At 71.6% G+C, this 22,096-nt stretch carries 18 protein-coding genes; 11 read left to right on the top strand and 7 right to left on the bottom strand.

The features are described 5' to 3' along the window. The first annotated feature begins 103 nt into the window (after positions 1 to 103). Genes FZ046_RS23210 through FZ046_RS23200 form a run of 3 tightly spaced genes read left to right on the top strand, consistent with a single transcriptional unit; the run spans position 104 to position 3,872 of the window. Entirely contained in the window at positions 104 to 1,672 is a 1,569-nt protein-coding gene (locus FZ046_RS23210) for an APC family permease (RefSeq protein ID WP_070354844.1), read from the top strand. Further along, positions 1,669 to 2,649 (top strand): GNAT family N-acetyltransferase, encoded by a 981-nt coding sequence (locus tag FZ046_RS23205; protein WP_083298428.1) that lies wholly within the window; start codon positions 1,669 to 1,671, stop codon positions 2,647 to 2,649. Before FZ046_RS23210 ends, FZ046_RS23205 begins: the two co-directional genes overlap by 4 nt. Next, complete coding sequence (locus FZ046_RS23200) at positions 2,646 to 3,872, top strand: acyl-CoA dehydrogenase family protein (RefSeq protein WP_070354843.1); 1,227 nt, start codon at positions 2,646 to 2,648, stop codon at positions 3,870 to 3,872. The genes FZ046_RS23205 and FZ046_RS23200 overlap by 4 nt, the downstream gene beginning before the upstream one ends. 331 nt (positions 3,873 to 4,203) lie before the next feature. On the opposite strand, the gene FZ046_RS23195 is transcribed toward FZ046_RS23200, so the two are convergent. From FZ046_RS23195 to FZ046_RS23185, 3 genes are all read right to left on the bottom strand, one after another. Beyond that, positions 4,204 to 4,467: an ANTAR domain-containing protein gene (locus FZ046_RS23195; protein WP_070354842.1), complete on the bottom strand. Its 264-nt coding sequence runs from the start codon at positions 4,465 to 4,467 to the stop codon at positions 4,204 to 4,206. An 84-nt stretch (positions 4,468 to 4,551) separates the two neighbouring features. Continuing rightward, a complete protein-coding gene (locus FZ046_RS23190) occupies positions 4,552 to 6,570 on the bottom strand; it encodes a glycoside hydrolase family 15 protein (RefSeq protein ID WP_070354865.1) in 2,019 nt (672 codons plus the stop codon). Between the two features lie 62 nt (positions 6,571 to 6,632). Then, positions 6,633 to 7,802 carry an FAD-dependent oxidoreductase gene (locus FZ046_RS23185; RefSeq protein ID WP_099046013.1) on the bottom strand — a complete coding sequence of 390 codons (1,170 nt, stop codon included), beginning with the start codon at positions 7,800 to 7,802 and terminating at the stop codon, positions 6,633 to 6,635. Between the two features lie 81 nt (positions 7,803 to 7,883). Between FZ046_RS23185 and FZ046_RS23180 the strand changes: the two genes are divergently transcribed. From FZ046_RS23180 to FZ046_RS23160, 6 genes are all read left to right on the top strand, one after another. Further along, a complete protein-coding gene (locus tag FZ046_RS23180) occupies positions 7,884 to 8,078 on the top strand; it encodes a hypothetical protein (protein ID WP_070354863.1) in 195 nt (64 codons plus the stop codon). 136 nt (positions 8,079 to 8,214) lie between these two features. Continuing rightward, positions 8,215 to 8,307 (top strand): Ms4533A family Cys-rich leader peptide, encoded by a 93-nt coding sequence (locus FZ046_RS28240; RefSeq protein WP_328514413.1) that lies wholly within the window; start codon positions 8,215 to 8,217, stop codon positions 8,305 to 8,307. 114 nt (positions 8,308 to 8,421) lie between these two features. Then, positions 8,422 to 9,453, top strand: a complete 1,032-nt coding sequence (locus tag FZ046_RS23175; RefSeq protein WP_070354841.1) for a sulfate ABC transporter substrate-binding protein — start codon at positions 8,422 to 8,424, stop codon at positions 9,451 to 9,453. After that, positions 9,450 to 10,322, top strand: coding sequence for a sulfate ABC transporter permease subunit CysT (gene cysT / locus FZ046_RS23170; RefSeq protein WP_070354840.1), 873 nt, complete (start codon positions 9,450 to 9,452; stop codon positions 10,320 to 10,322). Before FZ046_RS23175 ends, cysT begins: the two co-directional genes overlap by 4 nt. Beyond that, positions 10,319 to 11,131 (top strand): sulfate ABC transporter permease subunit CysW, encoded by an 813-nt coding sequence (gene cysW, locus FZ046_RS23165; RefSeq protein ID WP_070354839.1) that lies wholly within the window; start codon positions 10,319 to 10,321, stop codon positions 11,129 to 11,131. The genes cysT and cysW overlap by 4 nt, the downstream gene beginning before the upstream one ends. A gap of 31 nt (positions 11,132 to 11,162) precedes the next feature. Then, positions 11,163 to 12,221 carry a sulfate/molybdate ABC transporter ATP-binding protein gene (locus tag FZ046_RS23160; protein ID WP_070354838.1) on the top strand — a complete coding sequence of 353 codons (1,059 nt, stop codon included), beginning with the start codon at positions 11,163 to 11,165 and terminating at the stop codon, positions 12,219 to 12,221. A 32-nt stretch (positions 12,222 to 12,253) separates the two neighbouring features. Here the strand turns inward: FZ046_RS23160 and FZ046_RS23155 are convergent, their stop codons facing one another. From FZ046_RS23155 to FZ046_RS28340, 4 genes are all read right to left on the bottom strand, one after another. Then, a complete protein-coding gene (locus tag FZ046_RS23155) occupies positions 12,254 to 12,997 on the bottom strand; it encodes a sirohydrochlorin chelatase (RefSeq protein WP_070354837.1) in 744 nt (247 codons plus the stop codon). After that, a complete protein-coding gene (locus tag FZ046_RS23150) occupies positions 12,976 to 13,680 on the bottom strand; it encodes a phosphoadenylyl-sulfate reductase (protein ID WP_070354836.1) in 705 nt (234 codons plus the stop codon). Before FZ046_RS23150 ends, FZ046_RS23155 begins: the two co-directional genes overlap by 22 nt. Further along, positions 13,677 to 15,350, bottom strand: coding sequence for a nitrite/sulfite reductase (locus FZ046_RS23145; protein WP_070354835.1), 1,674 nt, complete (start codon positions 15,348 to 15,350; stop codon positions 13,677 to 13,679). Before FZ046_RS23145 ends, FZ046_RS23150 begins: the two co-directional genes overlap by 4 nt. Before the next feature lie 123 nt (positions 15,351 to 15,473). After that, positions 15,474 to 15,599 (bottom strand): Ms4527A family Cys-rich leader peptide, encoded by a 126-nt coding sequence (locus FZ046_RS28340; RefSeq protein ID WP_407664430.1) that lies wholly within the window; start codon positions 15,597 to 15,599, stop codon positions 15,474 to 15,476. Positions 15,600 to 15,660: 61 nt separating this feature from the next. On the opposite strand from FZ046_RS28340, the gene hemW reads away from it, so the two are divergent. Beyond that, on the top strand, positions 15,661 to 16,791 hold the full coding sequence (hemW, locus tag FZ046_RS23140; protein WP_246182845.1) for a radical SAM family heme chaperone HemW: 1,131 nt from the start codon (positions 15,661 to 15,663) through the stop codon (positions 16,789 to 16,791). A gap of 124 nt (positions 16,792 to 16,915) precedes the next feature. Continuing rightward, a complete protein-coding gene (locus FZ046_RS23135) occupies positions 16,916 to 22,048 on the top strand; it encodes a type I polyketide synthase (RefSeq protein WP_149484327.1) in 5,133 nt (1,710 codons plus the stop codon). Positions 22,049 to 22,096 lie beyond the last annotated feature (48 nt).

Below are 22,096 nucleotides of genomic sequence, written 5' to 3'. Positions count from 1 at the left end.
CGGTTGCGTCATGGTTCTCCCAAGATCAATTCTGCGTTAACCGCCGTTGCGACAACGGTTTCCGAATGCACCGCCGCGACGCTCGCATGAGAGGCAGCCAGCCATGACGTTACGAGATCATCCCGGTTCGACGGAGGTGTCCCTCTCCGGGCGGACCTTGAGATCGGCGGAGGACACCGGCCTCGGACGCGGTGTGCTCGGCTCCTGGGGTGTCTTCGCCCAGGGCCTCGCCGCCGCAGCCCCGAGTGTCGCCGTCGCCGTGGTGCCGTTCTCCCTCTTCGTCGCAGCGGGTAAGGGCGCGGCCTGGGCGGTGCTCGTCGGCCTGGCCATCGCCGTCCTGCTGGCCACGACCATCAGCTTCCAGGCCAAGCGCACGGTGTCCTCGGGATCGCTGGGTACCTACACCGGCAACGGTCTCGGCCCGGGATTCGCCTTCGCGGCGGGGTTCAGCCTGCTGCTCGGCTACATCGGCTTCGCCACCACCGGCACGCTCGGCGGCGTGCTGTACCTCGACGCGTTCCTGCAGTCGATCGGGTTGGGTTCGGAGGCCACCTGGTTCAAGCTCGTGCTCGTCGCGGTCGTCGTCGCCGCCGCGGTCTACCTGCCCTACCGCGGGGTGTCGCTCACGGCGCGCTACGAACTCGCCTTCGAACTGCTCGCCATCGCCTCGATCCTCGTCATCATCGTCGGCTCCTACGTGGCGTACGGCTTCCGGATCGACTGGGAGCAGTGGAATCCGGCCCATCTGGGGTCGAGTGCCACGTTCATCGCGGCGGTCACCGCCGTCGGGTCGTACGCCGGTTTCGAGAGCGTCGCCTCGCTGGGCGCCGAGGCCAAGGACGCGCACCGCAACATCGCGCGCTCGCTGCTGCGGGTCGTGCTGCTGCTGGGCGTGCTGTACGTCATCGCCACCTATCCGCAGATCGTGTACTTCGACGACATCGACGGGGACAAGGCGGTGCTGCCGCAGTTGGCGGACGCCGTCGGCGTCGGGTGGGTGAACTACGTGGTGAGCGCCGCGGTGGCGGTCGCCTTCATCGTGTTCGTCACCGCGGTCACCACGTCGGCGGCCCGCTCGCTGTTCACCTTCGCCCACGAGGGCGCGCTGCCCGCGGTGTTCGCGAAGGTGCACGACCGGTACCGCACGCCGTGGGTGGGCGTGGTCTTCGTCGGCGCGCTGGCGCTGATCTTCTCGGCGGTCGCCACGTTCAGTTCGGCCGGCCGGCTGGTGTTCGACGTTTACGGCGGCTACGTCGCCACCTGGGGATTCCTCGGCGCCTACCTGCTGGTGGTCATCGCCACCCCGATCTGGCTCGCTCGGATCAAGGCGCTGACGCCGCTGCGTCTGGCGGTGTCGGCGGCCGCGGCGATCGCGCTCGGCTACGTCATCTTCAGCAACTTCTATCCGGTGCCCGAGTCGCCGTACGACGTGTTGCCGTTCGTCTACGGGGCGATTCTGCTCGCCGGTGTCGCCTGGTACGGCTACCTGCGGTGGACGAAACCCGCCGTGGCGCAACGCATCGGCACCATCCAGACGCTCTCGGAGGAGGAGCAGCGTCGACTCGCCGAGGCGGGCATCCTCGAGGTGGCCCGGGAGGATCGGCGTCGCGACGCCCGCGATCCCGACGGTGACCCGGACGCCGAGGTGGCAAGGGAGACGGTGGCACCGTGACGCTGATCGATCACCGCGACGCCGCCACCTGGACCGTCGCCGAGGCTCGTCCGGTCGATCACCCCGCCGTCGCCGATTTCCTCGCCACCACGCCGGGACTCGCGGGGCGGAAGTTCGCCTCCGACTCCCGCGACGTCGCCGAGCACCTCGACGGCGCCGCGGGTGTCAGCCTGGTGCGCGACGCCGACGGCGACGTGCGCGGCTTCGCGGTGCACCGCGAGGCGCACGGCGACGAGGTGGCCGCGGAGTTCGTCTTCGACGTCGACGTCCCGACGCGGGTGGTGCGTGACGTGGTCACCGCGACGGTCGACCGCTTCCACGCCGAGACGACGAACCCGGCGGCGTACCTGCGGGCAATCCTCGGCGACGACCAGCAGGCCGCCATCGACGCCCTGACCCGCCAGGGCGCCTGGCGCGAGGCGCAGTTCCGTCGGACGCGCAAGCCGCTGATCGGGGAGGACCGGGACGCGTTGGCCGCCGCGGCCATCCCGGGCATCACGGTGCTCGGCTGGGCCGACGTGGAGCAGCACGGGCTCGGCGAGCAGGTGCGCCGCGTCCAGTACGACACGTTCCTCGAGCACTTCGGCAGCATGTCGAAGTCTCCGGAGGCCTTCGCGCGTCACGTGCGGAGCCGGGCGTTCACACCGGATTTCAGCCTCGCCGCCGTGGACGACGCCGGCGAGGTCATCGGCTACGTCCTCGGCTCGACGTTCACCTCCGGTGCCGCGCCGCACGACGAGCGCAGCGCCCACACCGATTACATCGGCGTGCGTGGTGACCACCGGAAGCGGGGGATCGGCGAACTGCTGCTGCGCAAGGTCTGGCTGGCCGCTCTGCGACGCGGGCTGACCGCGGCGTCCCTGGGCACCGACATCCGCAACCGCAGCAACGCTCATCTGCTCTACGAGCGGCTCGGCTACGTCGCCGTGCAGAGCCAGTACGCCTACCGCATCGACGCCGTCCAGGAGCGACCGTGACCACCGAGACCTACCTCCGATCGCCCAGCGCCTCCGACGACGAACTCCGAGCGATCTTCACACCGGTGTTCGACGCCGTCGCCGTGGGCAACGTCGACCGGGAACGGTCCCGCATCTTCCCGCGCGACGAGGTGCGCCGGCTCCAGGAGGCCGGCTTCGGCGTGCTCCGGATCCCGGTGCGGGACGGCGGTTTCGGGGCGTCGCTGCAGCAGACCTTTGCGCTGCTCGCGGACCTCGCCGTCGCCGACCCCAACGTCGCGCACGTCTTCCGCAACCACCTGGCGTTCGTCGAGGACCGGTTGAACGCGCCCCGGTCACCGTCGAACGACGCGTGGCTCAAGCGGTTCCTCGCCGGTGAGTTCGTCGGCGGCGGGTGGACCGAGGCGAACGACGTGACGCTGGCGAACATCGCCTCGACCGTGACCGCCCGTGACGACCACTGGGTGGTCACCGGCGCCAAGTACTACGCCACCGGCAGCTTCTACGCCGACTGGCTCGACGTCCTGGGCAAGGACGACGACGGCGCGCTGCGCACCGCGCTGGTCCGCGCCGACGACCCGGGCGTCGAACTCGTCGACGACTGGCGCGGCTTCGGCCAGCGCACCACCGCCAGCGGATCGGCGCGCTACGCCGAGGCGCGGGCCGAGGACGGCGACGTGTTCCCGGCGGCCGACCGCTTCGCCTACCAGGCGCACTTTTACCAGACCGCGATGCTGTCGGTGCTCACCGGCATCACCCGGGCGGCCCTGCGCGACGGCACCGTCCGGCTGCGTGCCCGCGGGCGCAACTATCCGCAGGGGCTGACCGCCGTGCCGTCCGACGACGCGCAGCTGCTGCAGGTCATCGGGCAGGTGTCGGCCGACGCGTTCGCCGCCGAGGCGGCCCTCGACCGGGCGACCCGCGCGCTCGACGCCATCACCGCGGCCCGCATCGACGGCGGCGACGTCGAGCGGCTGCTCGTCGACGCCGAAGTGGCCGTCGCACAGGCGCAGTTGGTGATAGTGGCTGCGGCGCTGCGGGCCACGACGGAGGTATTCGACGCGCTCGGCGCCTCCGGGGTGTCGGAGGAGCACGGGCTCGACCGGCACTGGCGCAACGCCCGGACGCTGGCGTCGCACAACCCGCGCGTGTACAAGGCCCGCCTGCTGGGGGACTGGGTGGTCAACGGCCGCTCCCCGGTGTCGAACCTCGCAGCGCTCGGCCGCGGTGGTCAGGGGAACTAGGGGCCGGACGGCGGCCGGGTTGGCGCGTCGAGATTGCACCCAGGGTCGTAGATGTGCCGGGATCGCAGCCGTCAGCGCAACCTCAACGCAGACGTTCCGCGAGACTACGGAAGTTGACGTTTCACGGCCGTTTTTCGTCACCAAGTGAAGTCTCGGCGCGCCGGGTGTTCGCGAGATCGACGTGAGGGTCGTGGTGCGCCTGCCGCACGCAGCCCTGGCGTCGATCTCGCGATGACGGCGGCCGGGGTGGCGCGTCGAGATTGCATTCAGGGTCGTGAATCGATCGGAATCGCAGCCGTGAACGCAATCTCAACGCGTGACCCGGTGCGCGCTACGACGCTGGGGCGAGCCGGGCGTCGCGGGCGCGGCGGATGAGGTCACCCCAGGCGCTGAAGGCCTCGCTGTCGTCGGACGAGGACGAGCCGGCGGCGACCGCGGCCAGGCTGCGCGCGACGTTGAAGGCGCCCTGCCCGCTGCGGTGTGCGACGCCGACGAGTTCGTCGAACGCCTCGCGCTCCGAGCACCCGCGCAGGCCGACGAGGATGCCGATGGCGACGTCGAGGTCGCGCCGCGAGACGGTGCCGGGCTGAGCCATGGTGGGTCCTTTCGAAGACGACGTCACCATGCTCCGTCGGCGCCGGGGCGGCCGACAAGACATCGGACCAGCACGAGTCTGGCGTCAGGCCGGTGCGTTGGCGGGCTGGAACCCGCCGGTGCTGTCGGCTTCCTCCTCGGCGCGGATGACGTGCACGACGGCGTTGATGAGCGCCAGGTGGGTGAACGCCTGCGGGAAGTTGCCGAGGTGCCTGCCGGTGCGGGGCTCGATCTCCTCGGCGTAGAGGTGCAGCGGGCTGGCGAACGACAGCAGCCGCTCGCACAGGTGCCGGGCGCGGCTCACCTCACCGATCTCGACGAGCGCCGACACCAGCCAGAACGAGCAGATCGTGAACGACCCCTCCTCGCCGGACAATCCGTCGTCGGTCTCCTCGGTCCGGTACCGCAGCACCAGCCCGTCCTCGGTGAGTTCGTCGGCGATGGCGAGGACCGTGTTGCGCACGATCGGGTCGTCCGACGGCAGGAACCGCACCAGGGGGGCCAGCAGCAGCGACGCGTCGAGGGCGGGGTCGCCGTAGCGCTGGGTCAGCACGCCGCGGTCGTCGACGCCGTGGGCGAGGATGTCGGCCTTGATCTCCTCGGCGGTCGTCGACCACTGCTGGGCGTAGCTCTTCTCGCCCTGCAGTTCGGCGAGTTTCGCGCCGCGGTCGAGCGCCACCCAGCACATGATCTTGCTCGACGTGAAGTGCTGCGGCTCGCCGCGCACCTCCCAGATGCCGCGGTCGGGTTCCTTCCAGTGCTTGACGGCCTCCTCGACCTGGTTCTTCAGCACCGGCCACAGCATCTCCGGGATCTGCTCGCGCGACTTCGCGTGCAGGTACACCGAATCCAGCATCGTGCCCCAGATGTCGTGCTGCATCTGGTTGTACGCCCCGTTGCCGATGCGCACCGGCCGTGAGTTGTCGTAGCCGGACAGGTGGTGCAGCTCCTCCTCGACGAGGCTGCGCTCACCGCCGACGGCGTACATCACCTGCAGCGGGTGCCGCTCGCCGTTGTTGGCGCCGGACACGTCGGCGATGAACGCGAAGAAGTCGTCGGCCTCCCGGTCGAGGCCCAGCGTGTAGAGCCCCCACAGCGCGAAGGTCGAGTCGCGGATCCACGCGTAGCGGTAGTCCCAATTGCGTTCGCCCTGCGGGGTTTCCGGCAGCGACGTCGTGCTCGCTGCCAGCAGCGCGCCGGTCGGCGAGTAGGTCAGGCCCTTCAGTGTCAGCGCGCTGCGCTGCAGGTACGACCGCCACGGATGGTCGGGGAAGTCGCCGATGTTGATCCACTGCCGCCACATCTCGCTGGTCTGCCACATCTTGTTGGCCGCCTCGTCGAACGTCTGCGGCGCGGGATGGCCCGACCAGGACAGCGCGACGAAGACGTTGTCACCCTCGGTGAGCCGCGTGCGGGCGCGCGCCTCGTGCCCCTCCAGGCCGAGCCGCAGATTGGTGGTCAGCCGCAGCGTCGGATGCGCGTCCGGGTTGCGGCTCGCCCGCGCGATCGCCTCGCCGTAGGCGGGGCCGGAGTACTCCCACTTGGCCGGGATGCGGTGGTAGTCGAACGACGGCTCGCAGCTCATCACCAGCTCGACGGTGCCGCTGACGCAGCGGACGGTGCGCAGCAGGATGTGTTCGGCGTCCCAGTCCATCGGCGTGCGCCGGTGGGTGCGCGAACGCCGCTCGAGGTCGTGCCAGGGGCCCTGCACCAGCGCCTCGCGGACGATCAGCCAGCCGGTGTGGGTCTGCCACGTCGTCTCGAGGATCAGGCTGCCGGGCAGGTAGCGCCGGGCCGCAGGCACCGATACCCCGTAGGGCGCGAGCCGGAAGTGGCCGGCACCGCGGTCCAGGATCGCCCCGAAGACGCTGGGGGAGTCGGGCCGCGGCACGCACAGCCACTCGATCGAGCCGGCCGACGACACCAGGCAGGTGGTCTCGCAGTCCGACAGGAACCCGTAGTCGGCGATCGGCGGGAACGGGTTGCGGAGCCCGCCGCCGGTGTAGGGCACCGGCCCGGTCACGGTGAACGGCGTGGTGTTCTCGGCGCCGGCGCGGCCGTTGCTGCGGGGCTCGCTCGAGGACTCGGTGGGCTGCAGAACCATGTCGGACATCATCGACCGCGAAGCACCCCGCCGTCTACTCGTGGCGGCCGTGTCGTCCCTGATCAGCGGCGGGCGAACGCGGGTGCGTGCTCGGGCAGCGGGCCGATCGCGACGCCGTAGGCGGCCACCGCCCGCAGGGCGGGGAACCGGTTGGCCAGCCCGATGACCCGCGGGTTCTGCGACGGGGCGGCGTCCGCGGAGATCGCCGGTGCGACCGCCCGGTTCTGCAGGGTGCGCTGCACGCGCTGGACGATGGCCGTCGGCAGCCAGCGGCGCCGCTGCACCCGGGCGAGTTCGGAGGTGGTCACCGCCCGGTTCAGCAGCGGCTCGGCGAGCAGCCGCGCGGCGGCCACCGCGTCGGCCACGGCCAGGTTGATGCCGACGCCGCCGATGGGTGACATGGCGTGCGCGGCGTCGCCGATGCACAGCAGCCCGTCGACGTACCACCGCCGCAGCCGGTTCAGCTGGACGTCGAGCAGTTTCACGTCGTCGAAGGTCCGCAGTTCGTCGGTGCGGTCGGCGAGCCAGGGCAACAGCTCGCCCAGTTGGCGGCGCAGCACGTCGATGCCCTCGGCCCGGATCTCGTCGTCGGTCCCCTTGCGGATCATGTAGGCGATCTGGAAGTAGTCGCCCCGGTCGATCACCGCGCAGCCGTGTCCCGACGCGAACACGCCGTTGAGGCCGTGCGGGTCGCCGGGGCGCCGGGACAGCCGGAACCACCAGACGTCCATCGGGGCGCCGAAGTCGCGCGGCACCAGCCCGGCAGCGGCGCGCAGGGTCGACGACCGGCCGTCGCAGGCGACCGTCAGGTGCGCGCTCATCTCGGCGACCGTGCCGTCGGCGCCGCGGTAGCGCACCCCGGTCACCCGCCCACCGGAGCGGACCGGCGCCAGCACCTCGGTGCTGCGCAGCAGCCGGAAGCGCGGCTCGCGCTCGGCCGCCGTGGCCAGCAGCTCGAGGAAGTCCCATTGCGGCACCAGCGCGATGTGCTGGTGCCGGCCGGGCAGGCCGCTCAGGTCGAACGAGAGCGCGCTGCCCTGCACGCGCGCGTCGATGCTGTCGATCAGCCGGTGCGGCAGCGCGGCGAATGCGGGACCCAGACCGAGTTCGTCGAGCAGCCGCAGCGTGCTCGCGTGCACGGTGTCACCGCGGAAGTCCCGGAGGAAGTCGGCGTGCTTCTCCATGACGGTGACGTCGATGCCGGCGCGGGCGAGCAGCAGCGCGAGCATCATGCCGGCCGGCCCACCACCGGCGACCAGGCACGTCGTCGAGGCGACGGGGGTGTCCACGCCGATGATCGTAGGGTGGACCCGATGACCGGCATCTTGAATTGGTGGGATGGGGTCGAGTTGTGGTTGTCCGGGCTCGGCTTCGTCGTGCAGACCGTGGTGGTGATGCCGGTGGTGCTGCTCCTCGCGTGGGGGGCCGCCGTGATACTCGACGGCGCGCTGGGCAACGGCATCGCGTTGCTTCGCCGCGCGCTCCACGCCGAGGAGGACGAAACATGACCGGCCTGCCGCGTTCCCGGGTGACGCTGATCCTCGTCGCCCTGGTGGTGCTGGTGATCGTCATGTGGCTCGTCACCCACTGACGGGCGCACCCGCAGCGGTGTCGCCGTCGTCCGGTTCTGCTACTCTTCGCGCCATGCACGCACCCGTCGGCAGCATCGAGGGCCACGTCCTGGCCCTCATCGCCGTCGGTTCCTGCGCTGTCGCCGACGTCTCCTGTTGTCGCTGACCCCGCCCGTTCACGGTGTGTGGTGTCAGGAGTAGGGCCGTCGTGCCCATCGTCTGAGTCTTCGCCGTTCGCCGTGACGGGTATCCACCCTCCCGTTTCGACGAAAGGTCATCCATGAACGTCAGAAGGTCCTGGCTCGCGGCCGGCGCCGCTGCACTCACCGCGACGCTGGTCGCGGCGTGCGGCGGCGGCGGTTCGAGCGACGTGGCGGGCGGCGGCGATCAGCCCGCGGCCGACACGACGCTGACCCTGGTCGCCTACGCGGTGCCGGAACCGGGTTGGAAGAACGTCGGGGCGGCGTTCGCCAAGACCGACGACGGCAAGGGCGTGGCGGTCACCGGCTCCTACGGCGCCTCGGGCGACCAGTCCCGCAAGGTCGAGGCCGGCACCCCCGCCGACATCGTCAACTTCTCCGTCGAGCCCGACATCACCCGCCTGGTCAAGGCCGGCAAGGTGGCCGAGGACTGGAACGCCGACGCCACCAAGGGCATCCCGTTCGGCTCGGTGGTCACGCTGGTGGTCCGGCAGGGCAACCCGAAGGGCATCCGCGACTGGGACGACCTGCTCAAGCCCGGCGTCGAGGTCGTCACGCCCAACCCGCTGAGTTCCGGCTCGGCGAAGTGGAATCTGCTGGCACCGTACGCGGCCAAGAGCAACGGCGGTGCGAACCAGCAGGCCGGCCTCGACTACCTCAATCAGCTGCTCACCAACGAGCACCTGAAGGTGCGCCCGGGCTCGGGTCGCGAGGCGACCGACGTCTTCCTGCAGGGCAGCGGTGACGTGCTGATCGCCTACGAGAACGAGGCGATCAACTCCAAGAAGACACACCCGGACATCGAATGGGTCACCCCGCCGCAGACCTTCAAGATCGAGAACCCGGTCGCGGTCATCAAGGGCGGCCCCCACGAGGCCAAGGCCACGGCGCTGAAGAACTTCCTCTACACCCCCGAAGGTCAGAAGGCCTGGGCCGAGGCCGGTTTCCGCCCGGTGGATCCGGCGGTGCTGCAGCAGTTCGCCGATCAGTTCCCGGCCCCGCAGAAGCTGTGGACGATCGCCGACCTCGGCGGTTGGAAGGACGCCGATCCCAAGCTGTTCGACAAGTCCAACGGCCTGATCTCGACCATCTACGGCAAGGCCACTGGATGACCTCCACCATCTCCGAGGTGACCACCCCGGGTGCCGGTGACTCCGGCCCCGGGGGGGCCCGCGGGTTCGGGCGTGGCCGCTACGGGACCACGTCGCTGAGGGTCGGTGCCGCGTCGATCTGGCTCAGCGTCATCGTGCTGCTGCCGTTGGCGGCGATCGTGTGGCAGTCCGTCGGCGGGGGCCCGCAGGCGTTCTGGACGGCCGTCACGTCCAACGCCGCCCTCAGTTCGTTCCGGGTGACCCTCACCATCTCCATCTCGGTTGCCGTCATCAACCTGTTCTTCGGCCTGCTGGTGGCGTGGGTGCTGGTGCGCGACGACTTCCCGGGCAAGCGCCTGGTCGACGCGATCATCGACCTGCCGTTCGCGCTGCCCACCATCGTGGCCAGCCTGGTGATGCTGGCCCTCTACGGTCCGGCCAGCCCGATCGGCGTGCAGCTCAACTTCACCAAGTGGGGCGTCGGCATCGCCCTGCTCTTCGTCACGTTGCCCTTCGTGGTGCGGTCCGTGCAGCCGGTGCTGCAGGAACTCGACCGCGAGGCCGAGGAGGCCGCGGCGTCGCTGGGCGCCAACAACTGGACGATCTTCACGAAGATCGTGCTGCCCGCACTGCTGCCGTCCCTGCTGTCCGGTGCCGGTCTGGCGTTCTCCCGGGCCATCGGCGAGTACGGCTCGGTGGTGCTCATCGGCGGTGCCGTCCCGGGCGAGACCGAGGTGTCCTCGCAGTGGATCCGGACGCTCATCGAGAACGACGACCGGACCGGCGCGGCGGCGATCTCCATCGTCCTGCTGGTGATCTCCTTCGTCATCCTGTTCATACTGCGCGCCATCGGGTCGCGCGCGGCGAAGCGGCAGGAGCTGGCATCGTGACGTCATCGCCGGTGGTGAAGCACCTGCTGCGCTACACCGCGCTCGTATACCTTGCCGCTCTCCTGATCGTCCCAGTCGGGCTGATCCTCTACCGGACGTTCGCACCCGGCCTGGGCACGTTCTTCTCGTCGATCTCCACGCCGGCGGCACAGTCGGCGCTGCAACTCTCGCTGCTGACGGTCGCGATCGTGGTGCCGCTCAACGTGCTGTTCGGTGTGCCCACCGCACTGGTGCTCGCGCGCAACAGGTTTCGCGGCAAGAGCGCGCTGCAGGCCGTCATCGACCTGCCGTTCGCGGTGTCCCCGATCGTCGTCGGCGTCGCGCTGATCCTGCTCTGGGGTACGGCGGGTGTCTTCGGGTTCGTCGAGAACGACCTGGGCCTGAAGATCATCTTCGGGTTCCCGGGCATCGTGCTCGCCAGCATCTTCGTCACCGTCCCGTTCGTCATCCGCGAGGTGGAACCGGTGCTGCACGAACTCGGCACCGACCAGGAGGAGGCGGCGTCGACGCTGGGCTCGTCGTGGTGGCAGACGTTCTGGCGGATCACCCTGCCGTCGATCCGCTGGGGCCTGACGTACGGCATCGTGCTGACCATCGCCCGCACACTCGGCGAATTCGGCGCCGTCGTCATGGTCTCGTCCAACCTGCCCGGCATCTCCCAGACACTGACGCTGCTGGTGTCCGACCGGTACAACCGCGCCGACATGTACGGCGCCTACGCGATCTCCACGCTGCTGATGACGGTCGCCGTCATCGTGCTCATCGTCCAGGTGGTGCTCGACGCCCGCCGCGCCAAGCAGAGCAAGTGACTCTGCGCTCGAGATTGGGAAGACTGAAGTCATGACCGACGCCATCATCGTGCGAGGTGCCAACAAGAGGTACGGCGACTTCGCCGCACTCGACGACGTCGACTTCGAGGTGCCGAAGGGGTCGCTGACGTCGCTGCTCGGGCCCAGCGGCTCGGGCAAGTCGACGCTGCTGCGCGCCATCGCCGGACTCGACCAGCCCGACACCGGCACCATCACCATCAACGGGCGCGACGTCACGAGCGAGCCGCCGCAGCGCCGGGGCATCGGCTTCGTGTTCCAGCACTACGCCGCGTTCAAGCACCTGACGGTGCGCGACAACGTGGCGTTCGGGCTGAAGATCCGCAAGCGTCCGGCCAAGGAGATCAAGCAGAAGGTCGACGACCTCCTCGACGTGGTGGGCCTCGGCGGCTTCCAGAGCCGCTACCCCAACCAGCTCTCCGGCGGGCAGCGCCAGCGCATGGCACTGGCCCGGGCGCTGGCCATCGACCCCGAGGTGCTGCTGCTCGACGAGCCGTTCGGCGCGCTGGACGCCAAGGTGCGCGAGGACCTGCGCGCGTGGCTGCGCCGCCTGCACGACGAGGTGCACGTCACCACCGTGCTCGTCACGCACGACCAGGCAGAGGCCCTCGACGTCTCCGATCGCATCGCCGTGCTGAACAAGGGCCGCATCGAGCAGGTCGGCTCGCCGACCGAGGTCTACGACGCCCCGGCCAACGCGTTCGTGATGTCGTTCCTCGGCGCGGTGTCGTCGCTCAACGGCACGCTGGTGCGGCCGCACGACATCCGGGTGGGGCGCAATCCCGACATGGCGATCGCCACCGCCGACGGCAGCGTCTCGTCGACCGGCGTGGTGCGCGCGACGATCGACCGCGTGGTGATGCTCGGCTTCGAGGTGCGCGTGGAACTCACCGGCGCGGCCGACCACGGGCCGTTCACGGCGCAGATCACCCGCGGCGACGCCGAGGCGCTGGGTCTGAAGGAGGGCGACACCGTGTACGTCCGGGCCACGCGCGTGCCGACGATCCCCGACGGCGCCCGGCCGGCGCCGGTCGCCGAGAAGACCGACGCCAAGGAGCTGACGGAGGCGTGAGCCGCTGAGCGGCGGCGCGGGCGGCCGAGCCGTCAGGCCGCGACGCGGGCGGTGACGGCCTCGTCGTAACGGTCGAGCAGCGCCGCGGCCACCAGGTTGTGCGATCCGAGCGGCTGCGCGACCGCGACGTCCAGCGTCTCGGCGGCCCGGGCGATCCGATCGGTGATGACGCCCGGGGCCAGGAACCAGGGCGCCGCCACCAGGTGCGTCGCGCCGCGGGTGCGCAGGTCCTCGGCCGCCTCGGCGAGCGTGGGCCGCGGCCCGGTGCCGAACGCCACGCCGACCCCGGCCCAGCGGGCGCCACGGGCGAGTGCCGTCGCCACCGTGGCCGTGCGGCCGTTGGCGGCGTCGTCCGACGAACCGACCGCTGTCACGATGACGCCGACGTGGCGTTGCACGGGGAAGTAGCCCGCCTCGGCGAGCCGCTGTCCGAGCAGCGCGATCAGCGTCGGATCCTCGCCCAGCGCGGCGGCCTGCCGGACGTCGGCCCCGGACTCGGCGATGGCCCCGGGAAGGTCGACGCGGGCGTGATAGGCCGACGCCAGCAGCATCGGCACGGCCACTGCGCGCGCGCCGTGGCGGGCGACGTCGGCGAGCACCTCGCGGACGTCCGGTCCCGACTTCTCCAGGAACGCGACCCGAACGTCGAGTGACGGTCGCAGCCGGCGGATGCGGCCCACGAGGGCGCGCGCCACCTCCGGTGAGCGGGGATCGGTGCTGCCGTGCGCGACGAGGATCAGCGTCGGCGCCGGGGTCACGACGCGTGCAGCCCGCATTCGGTCTTGGACTGACCGGCCCAACGGCCACTGCGCGGGTCGGCGCCGAGGGCCGGCTTCGACGTGCACGGCGCGCAGCCGATGGACGGGTAGCCCTCGTCGACCAGCGGGTTGACCAGCACGTCGTGCTCGTCGATGTAGGCCTGCATGTCGTCGTCGGACCACGCCGCGATCGGGTTGATCTTCACCAGCCCGAACGCCTTGTCGAAGCTGATCAGCGGCGCGTTGGCGCGGGTGGGCGCCTCGACGCGGCGGATGCCGGTCACCCACGCCGAGTAGCCCGCCAGCGCCTTCGACAGCGGTTCGACCTTGCGCATCCGGCAGCACGCGGCGGCGTCGCGGGCGAAGAGGTCCTTGCCGAGCAGCGCGTCCTGCTCGGCGACGCTGCGCTCCGGGGTGACGTTGACCACGTTCACGCCGTAGACGGCCTCGACGGCGTCCCGGGTGCCGATGGTCTCGGCGAAGTGATAGCCGGTGTCGAGGAACAGGACGTCGACGCCGGGTCGCTGCTGGGCGGCCATGTGGACGAGCACGCCGTCCTGCATGTTCGACGCGACGACGTAGTCGCCGCCGAAGTGCTCGTCGGTCCAGCGCAGCAGCTCCTCGGCCGACGCATCCGCTAGTTCGGCGGCGCCGCGCTCGGCCAGTTGAACCAATTCGTTCTCGGTCAGGACGTCAGTCACCTCAGGTCCGCCTCGTCTGCTCGTAGTGCCCACGTAGCGAAACGCTCACCCTGCTCGCGTTGTTTCACGAAGTTCCGGACGACCCGCTCGATGTAGTCGCCGAGTTCGGTGGAGAGCACCTTGTGCTGACGCAGTTTGCGGCCGAAACCGCTGTCCAGACCCAGACTGCCCCCCAGGTGGACCTGGAAACCCTCCTCGGGACCGTTCCCGTCGTCGATCATCTGGCCCTTGAAGCCGATGTCGGCGACCTGGATGCGCGCGCAGGAGTTCGGGCAGCCGTTGATGTTGATCGTGACCGGCACGTCGAGCTGGGCGTTGATGTCGTCGAGCCGCTTCTCCAGCTCGGGAACGAGCACCTGGGAGCGGCTACGGGTCTCGGCGAACGACAGCTTGCAGAACTCGATGCCCGTGCATGCCATCAGATTGCGCCGCCAGTGCGACGGCGTCGACGGCAGCCCGAGGGCGTCCAGGCCGGCGCGCAGCGTGTCGAGATGGTCGTCGGGCACGTCGAGCACGATGAGCTTCTGGTACGGCGTGAAGCGGATCCGGTCGGAGCCGGCCGCCTCCGCGAGGTCGGCCACCTTGCTGAGGATGGTCCCGGACACGCGGCCGGCGATCGGGGCGACGCCCACCGCGTTGAGCCCGTTCTTCAGCTTCTGCACGCCGACGTGGTCGATCGGGCGGGCCACCGGGTCGGGCGCGGGGCCGTCGATCAGCGGTCGCTTGAGGTACTCCGATTCGAGAACCTGGCGGAACTTCTCCACGCCCCAGTCCTTGATGAGGAACTTCAACCGCGCCTTGGCCCGCAGGCGACGGTAGCCGTAGTCGCGGAACACGCTGACCACGCCCTCCCACACGTCGGGCACCTCGTCGAGCGGCACCCAGGCGCCGACCCGCTGACCCAGCATCGGGTTGGTCGACAGCCCGCCGCCGACCCACAGGTCGAAGCCGGGGCCGTGTTCGGGATGCTCGACGCCGATGAACGCGACGTCGTTGACCTCGTGCACCACGTCCTGCAGACCGGAGATCGCGGTCTTGAACTTGCGCGGCAAATTCGAGTACTCCGGCTTGCCGACGTAGCGCTTCACGATCTCGTTGACCGCGGGCGTCCCGTCGATGACCTCGTCGAGCGATTCACCGGCCAGGGGCGATCCGAGCACCACGCGCGGGCAGTCGCCGCACGCCTCGGTGGTCTGCAGGCCGACCTCGTCGAGGCGGCGCCAGATCTCCGGCATGTTCCGCACGTCGATCCAGTGGTACTGGATGTTCTGCCGGTCGGAGATGTCGGCGGTGTCGCGGGCGAACTCGGTGGAGATCTGGCCCAGCGTGCGCAGCGCCGCCACGGTGAGCGCTCCGCCGTCGCTGCGCACCCGCAGCATGAAGTACTCGTCCTCGAGCATGTCGGTGTTCTCGTCACCGGTCCACGTGCCGTCGTAGCCGGGCTTGCGCTGGGTGTAGAGACCCCACCAGCGGAAGCGGCCGCGAAGGTCACCCTTGTCGATCGAGGAGAATCCGTTGATCGCGTAGTTGGTCTCGATCCGCTGGCGGACGTTGAGCGGGTTGTCGTCCTTCTTGGACTGCTCGTTGGCGTTGAGCGGCTCGCGGTAGCCGAGCGCCCACTGGCCCTCGCCGCGGGGGCGCTTGGCGGGCTTGGGTGTGGCTGTGGTCATGGTGGCTCCTTGGAGGAGGAGCTGGCTGGCGAATCGCGAACGTCACCGGGGGCTGGTCCGGCGGCGCAGATCCGGCGGCCAGCTGAGGTCAATGCGGGCTAGGTCTCCGAAATCAGACGCACGTCAAGGCAGACAGCAACAGCTACATACGCGCTTGAAGTCGATGTGCCGCCGGGCCACCAGCGAGACGCGGGTGGTGGGGTCGACGGCGGCAGTCACCGGGCCATTGTGCCACGGACCGGGTGACATGCCCCAACCGGCCCAGATTCAGACTCGTGGTGATCCGAAGTCGCTCTGCGACACTGGTCTGGTGAGTTCGGTTCCGTTCGGCGTCTACGTCCACGTGCCGTTCTGTGCGACGCGCTGCGGGTACTGCGACTTCAACACCTACACGCCCGCCGAGCTGGGCGACGCCAGCCCCGACGGCTGGCTGGCGGCCCTGCGCATCGAGCTGGCCCTGGCGGCGCGGCGGGTGGGCCCGGGACGCCGCGTCGACACCGTGTTCGTCGGGGGCGGCACGCCGTCGATGCTCGGCGCGTCCGGGCTGGCCGAGGTGCTGGCCGCCGTGCGCTCCGCCTTCGACCTCGCGCCCGGCGCCGAGGTGACCACGGAGTGCAACCCGGAGTCGACGTCGCCGGCGTTCTTCGCCGCGCTGCTCGCGGCCGGATACACCCGCATCTCGCTCGGGATGCAGTCGACGGCGTCGCACGTGCTGGCGGTCCTGGACCGGGTGCACTCGCCGGGCCGGGCGCCGGCTGCGGCGGCCGAAGCGCGGGCCGCGGGCTTCGGCCACGTCAACCTCGACCTGATCTACGGCACCCCCGGTGAGAGCGACGACGACCTGCTGCGGTCGGTCGAGGCGGCCGTCGGCGCGGGAGTGGACCACGTGTCGGCCTATTCGCTGATCGTCGAGGAGGGCACTGCGCTGGCGCGCCGGGTGCGCCGGGGCGAGGTGCCCGCACCCGACGACGACGTGCTGGCAGCCCGCTACGAACTGCTCGACGATGCACTCACCGATGCGGGCTTCGACTGGTACGAGGTGTCGAACTGGAGCCGGCCGGGCGGTGAGTGCCGACACAACCTCGGGTACTGGGACGGCGGCGAGTGGTGGGGCGCCGGCCCGGGTGCGCACGGGTACGTCGACGGCGTCCGCTGGTGGAACGTCAAGCATCCGAGCGCCTACGCCCAGCGGCTCGCCGCCGGCGAGCTGCCGATCGCGGGCAGCGAGGAGCCCTCGGCGGCCGAACGTCACGTCGAGGACGTGATGCTCGGGATGCGGTTGCGCCCCGGTCTGCGCGTCGACGCGCTGGCGTCCGATGAACGCCGGCGCGCCCAAAGTCTGTGCGACGACGGGCTTCTCACGATGGCGGGGGACCGGTTGGCGCTGACCGACCGCGGCCGACTGCTCGCCGATGCCGTGGTGCGCGACCTGCTCGTCTGAGCGTCGGGGTCGTCTCGCGGCGGCCACCGGGTAGTCGCCCGACGCATCGCGCCTCGTGCCAAGATTGTCGGCATGTACTTAGGCAAGCCTATCCAGACCTCGATGGCACGGGTCGGACGCTGACGTGGCGAATCACCGAAGCGAGGCCACTGCCCAACACCCGGCGGCCCAGCCCGAACCCATCGCCGTCATCGGACTCGGCTGCCGCGTCGCCGGCGACGTCACCACGCCGGCGGCGTTCTGGTCCTTCCTGCTCGAGGGGCGCAGCGACGTCCGCGAGGTCCCGGCCGAGCGCTGGGAGCCCTACCTGCGACGCGACCCGCGCAACGCCGCGGTGCTGCGCGACACCACCCGCTGGGGCACGTTCCTCGACGACCTGCCCGGGTTCGACGCCGAGTTCTTCGGCGTCTCGCCGCGCGAGGCCGAACTCATGGATCCGCAGCAGCGCCTCGCACTCGAGGTCAGTTGGGAAGCACTGGAACACGCCGGGGTGACCCCGCGCGACCTGGCCGGCACCGACACCGCCGTGCTGATGGGCGTCAACAGCGACGACTACGGCAAGTTGATCATGGAGGACCTTCCCGGCATCGAGGCGTGGACGGGGATCGGCACGTCGCTGTGCGGGATCGCCAACCGCGTGTCGCATCTGCTGGATCTGCGCGGGCCGAGCGTCGCGCTCGACGCGGCGTGCGCCGCGTCGCTGGTCGCGGTGCACCAGGCCTGCCAGATGCTGCGCGCCGGGGAGACGTCGCTCGCGCTCGCCGGCGGCGTCAGCGCGCTCATCGGACCCGGCCTGGTCCGGGTGCTCGACGAAGCCGGGGCCACCGCCCCGGACGGCCGCTGCAAGACGTTCGACGCCGCCGCCGACGGCTACGGTCGCGGCGAGGGCGCCGGCGTCGTCGTGCTCAAGCGCCTGTCCGATGCGCTGCGCGACGGCGACCGGGTGTTGGCCGTGGTGCGCGGCGGTGCCGTCGCCTCCGACGGCCGGACCGTGGGCATCATGTCGCCCAACGGGGCCGCCCAGGCGGACATGTTCCGCACCGCCTGCGCGGCATCGGGCGTCGACCCGGCGAGCGTCGACTTCGTCGAGGCGCACGGAACCGGCACGCCCACGGGCGATCCGACCGAGGTCGGCGCCCTCGCGGAGGTCTACGGCGCCGGGCGGTCCGGCGACCCGTGCCGCATCGGCTCGGTCAAACCGAACGTGGGTCACCTCGAGGGAGGCGCCGGCGTCATCGGCCTCATCAAGGCCGTCCTGGCGCTGCACCACGAGACCATCCCGCCGACGGCGAACGTGCGCACCCTCACCCCGGCCGTCGACTGGGCGACCAGCGGGCTGCGCGTGCCCACGGCGGTCGAGCCGTGGCCGCGCGGTACCACGCCGCGGCGCGCCGCCGTCTGCAGCTACGGCTACGGCGGCACGATCGCGCACGTCCTGCTCGAGGAGGCGCCCGCCCGCGCCGCGACGGCGGCCACGGGCGGGGCCGCACCCGTCGTCGTGCCGGTGTCGGCCCGCTCGGCGGCCCGGCTGGCCGGGCAGGCGGAGGCGCTCGCGGACCACCTGCGCGGCCGGACCGTCGACACCGCCGCCGTCGCAGCCACCCTCTGGGCCCGCCGCGCGCACGAGCCGTTCCGCGCCGCCGTCGTCGCCGCCCACCCCCACGAGCTGGTGGCCGGACTCGACGCCCTGGCCCGCGGTGAGTCGACGACCGCCCTCGTCACCGGCACCGCAGGCGCCCCGCGCGACGCCGTGTGGGTGTTCTCCGGGCACGGCTCGCACTGGTCCGGCATGGGACGCGAACTGCTCACGGCTGCACCGGAGTTCGCCGCCGTCATCGACGAGGTCGACGACGTCTTCGCCGCCGGGCTGGGGTTCTCGGCGCGAGAGGCGCTGAGCAGCGGCGACCTGGGCGGCACCGACCGCGTGCAGGCGCTCACCTTCGCCATGCAGGTCGGCCTCGCCGCGGTGCTGCGCCGGCGCGGGGTCACGCCCGCCGCGGTGATCGGTCACTCGGTGGGCGAGGTGGCCGCCTGCGTGGTCGCCGGCACGTTCACCCTTCGCCAGGGTGCGGCCGTCGCCTGCCACCGCGCCCGCGGCTTCCGCGCGGTGGCCGGCCAGGGCTCCATGGTGCTGGTCCGAATGCCGTTCGCCGAAGCCGCGGCACGGCTCGCCGGCCGCGACGACGTCGTCGCCGCCATCTCCGCCTCCACGGAGTCGACCGTCGTGTCCGGGCGCACCGACGCGGTGGTCGCCGTCGCCGACGCGTGGGCCGCCGAGGGCATCGAGGTGCGCCGCGTCAACACCGACGTCGCCTTCCACAGCCCCGCCATGGACGCCCTCACCGCCGACCTCGCCCGCAACGTCGCGGCGCTGCCCGACCCGCGTCCGGCCGAGATCCCGCTCTACAGCACGGCACTCGCCGATCCGCGGTCGACGGCGCCGCGCGGACCGGAGTACTGGGTGACCAACCTGCGCGGCCGGGTGCGCTTCGCCGAAGCGGTGACCGCCGCGGCCGAGGACGGCCACCGGCTGTTCCTGGAGGTGTCGGCCCATCCGGTGGTGTCGCACTCGATCGTCGAGACGCTGCTCGCCCTCGGCATCGACGAGCACGCCGTCGTTCCGGTGCATCGTCGCAACACCGACGAGCACAGGGCCGTCGCCACCGCCGTCGCCGCGCTGCACTGCCACGGCGCGACCGTCGCGCACGGCGTCACGGCCGCAGACGAGTGGGCCGCCGACCTGCCCGCCACCCGGTGGCAACACCGGCGGTTCTGGCGCACCCCCACACCGCCACCCGGCGGGCGCGGCGTGCACGACGTCGCCAGCCACACCCTGCTCGGCGGCCGCACCGACGTCACCGGCACCGCGACGACGAGGATGTGGCAGACCCGACTGGACCTCGACAGCCGGCCGTACCCGGGCGAGCACCCCGTGCAGGGCACCGAGATCGTGCCCGCAGCGGTGCTGCTCACCACGTTCCTGACCGCGGCGCGCACCGTGCACCAGCCCGGCGCCGGGCTCGCCGACGTCCGGCTGCGCACCCCGGTCGCGCCCGCGCGCCTCCGCGACCTGCAGGTCGTCCTAGCCGACCGCGACCTGACGCTGTCCTCGCGCCTGGTCGACGCCGACGACGCTCAGGACGGCGGCTGGCTGGTGCACAGTCGCGCCGTCGTGGCCGCCGCGGACGACGTCGACGAGCTGCTGCGCACGTCGGCGGACCTCGACGCGGCCCGCAGGCGGTGCACCGAGGCGCTGCCGCCGCGACACGTCGTCGACACCCTCGCCACGCTCGGCGTCGCCGCCATGGGCTTCGGCTGGGAGGTCCGCGAGATGCACCGGGGGACCGGCGAACTGGTCGCCGTCGTCGCCGCGGAGGCCGACGGCTCGGTACCGACGTCCTGGGCCTCGCTGCTCGACGCCGCGACGTCGGCGGCGTCGACGATCTTCGATGGGCCGCCACGGCTGCGGATGCCCGCCCGGATCGAACGCGTCGACTGCCACGCCGCCCCGCCCGCCGAGGCGACCCTGCTGGTGCGCCGTCGCCCCGGCACGACGACCACCGACGTCGCCATCACCGACGCCGACGGCTCAGTGCTGATGTCCCTGTGCGGCATGACCTTCGAGGAACTCGAGAACTCCGGCACCGACGTCGCCGGCATGCTGCACCACGTGGCGTGGCACGAGGTGCCGTGGCGTCCCGAGGACCGGCCGAGCGTCGTCGTCCTCGTCGGCGGCGACGTCGACGGACTGGATCGCGCGGTCCGCGACCTGACCGCGGCCGGCGTGGCCTACCGCGCGGTGGAGGATCCCGCCGAACTGTCCGCGCTTCCCGCCGCCGACCTCGCACCCTCGGCCGCCGTGCTCGTCGTGCCGCGCCAGGACGACGCGCCCACCGACACCGTCGACCTCGTCGTGCGCACGCTCGCCGCGCTGCAGGAGGCATCGTCACCGGCCCGGCTGTGGGTGCTCACCACCGGCGTGCACGAGGGCGCGAACCCGGCGCACGCGCCGCTGTGGGGCCTGGCGCGCGTCGCCGCCGCCGAGCACCCGCAGAGCTGGGGCGGCGCGCTGGACGTCGCGGACGGCCGGGTGCCGGTCGGCGCGTTGGCGTCGCTGGCCGGGCACGGCGTGGTGGTGCTGCGCGACGGCGTGGCGCGCGTCGCGCGCTTGGCGCCGGCCGCCGCGGGATCGGCGTCGCCGCTGCAGTGCGCGCCGGGTGGCACCTACCTCATCACCGGCGGCACCGGCGTGCTCGGGTTGCGGACCGCCCAGCGTCTCGCGGACCTCGGGGCCCGGCGACTGGTACTGCTGTCACGGTCCGGGCTGCCGCCGCGCGCGAGGTGGGGTGACGCGCGGACCGAAGCGGTGCGCGCGGTCGCCGCGCTGGAGGAGCGCGGGGTCTCCGTGACCGTGGCGGCGCTCGACCTGGGGGCACCGGGCTCGGCCGACGCGCTGCGAGCCGCGCTCGCGCCGCTGCCCGCGGTGCGGGGTGTCGTGCACGCCGCCGGCGTCGAAGCCGGTGCGCTGCTCGCGCATTCGACGTCCGAGGACTTCGCCGCGGCCATGCACCCCAAGGTGGAAGGATCCCTGGTGTTGCACGAGGTGTTCCCACCCGAGCAGCTGGACTGGATGATCCTGTTCTCGTCCTGCGGATACCTCGCCGGCTTCCCCGGCCAGGCCGCCTACGGATGCGCCAACGCGTTCCTCGACGGGCTGGCCCGCCACCGCCGGGGCCTCGGCGACCGCACGACGGCCGTGGCGTGGACGGCCTGGCGCGGGCTGGGCATGGGGTCGGCGTCGGAGTTCGTGGCCGCGCAGCTCGACGCGCTGGGCATGGGCACCGTGACGGCCGACGACGCCTGGCGCGCACTCGATCTCGCGATGCGTGCCGACGCGGCCAACGTCGTGGTGCTGCCGGTGCTGCCCGCGGCCGCTGCGGTGCCGATGCTCTCCGACATCGCGCCCACCGACGACGAGGACCCGGCCGACGGGGCCGTCGACGGCGCCCACGACACGCGCACGCTCGCCGAGCAGGTCCTCGACGCCGTCGCCGGTCAGCTGGGGCTCGCGGCGGCCGACGTCGACCCGGGTCTGCCGCTGGTGGAACTCGGCGTCGATTCGATCATGACCGTCCGGCTGCGCCGGCAGCTGGAGAAGCAGACGGGTCTGACGCTGCCGCCGACGCTGCTCTGGGAACACCCCACCGCGGCGGCCGTCACCGACCGCCTGGCGGAGATGCTCTGCCCCACCCCGTGATTTCGGCGCGCTTGCCGGGCGTTCGCCCGCGGAAAGCGCGCCGAAATC

Origin of the sequence: Mycolicibacterium grossiae (genome assembly GCF_008329645.1) — a bacterium.
Lineage (GTDB): Bacteria > Actinomycetota > Actinomycetes > Mycobacteriales > Mycobacteriaceae > Mycobacterium > Mycobacterium grossiae.
The sequence above is the reverse complement of the archived record's forward strand: the minus strand, read 5'-3'. Positions and strand labels throughout refer to the sequence as shown.

What these genes read in the sequence shown, in the direction of transcription:
- FZ046_RS28340 (WP_407664430.1), bottom strand. Translation starts at nt 15,599, where the DNA reads ATGTCACCCGGTCCGTGGCACAATGGCCCGGTGACTGCCGCCGTCGAC.
- cysT (WP_070354840.1), top strand. Translation starts at nt 9,450, where the DNA reads ATGACCTCCACCATCTCCGAGGTGACCACCCCGGGTGCCGGTGACTCC.
- FZ046_RS23145 (WP_070354835.1), bottom strand. Translation starts at nt 15,350, where the DNA reads ATGACCACAGCCACACCCAAGCCCGCCAAGCGCCCCCGCGGCGAGGGC.
- FZ046_RS23155 (WP_070354837.1), bottom strand. Translation starts at nt 12,997, where the DNA reads ATGCGGGCTGCACGCGTCGTGACCCCGGCGCCGACGCTGATCCTCGTC.
- FZ046_RS23210 (WP_070354844.1), top strand. Translation starts at nt 104, where the DNA reads ATGACGTTACGAGATCATCCCGGTTCGACGGAGGTGTCCCTCTCCGGG.
- FZ046_RS23160 (WP_070354838.1), top strand. Translation starts at nt 11,163, where the DNA reads ATGACCGACGCCATCATCGTGCGAGGTGCCAACAAGAGGTACGGCGAC.
- FZ046_RS23180 (WP_070354863.1), top strand. Translation starts at nt 7,884, where the DNA reads ATGACCGGCATCTTGAATTGGTGGGATGGGGTCGAGTTGTGGTTGTCC.
- FZ046_RS23195 (WP_070354842.1), bottom strand. Translation starts at nt 4,467, where the DNA reads ATGGCTCAGCCCGGCACCGTCTCGCGGCGCGACCTCGACGTCGCCATC.
- FZ046_RS23175 (WP_070354841.1), top strand. Translation starts at nt 8,422, where the DNA reads ATGAACGTCAGAAGGTCCTGGCTCGCGGCCGGCGCCGCTGCACTCACC.
- FZ046_RS23185 (WP_099046013.1), bottom strand. Translation starts at nt 7,802, where the DNA reads ATGATGCTCGCGCTGCTGCTCGCCCGCGCCGGCATCGACGTCACCGTC.
- FZ046_RS23190 (WP_070354865.1), bottom strand. Translation starts at nt 6,570, where the DNA reads ATGGTTCTGCAGCCCACCGAGTCCTCGAGCGAGCCCCGCAGCAACGGC.
- FZ046_RS28240 (WP_328514413.1), top strand. Translation starts at nt 8,215, where the DNA reads ATGCACGCACCCGTCGGCAGCATCGAGGGCCACGTCCTGGCCCTCATC.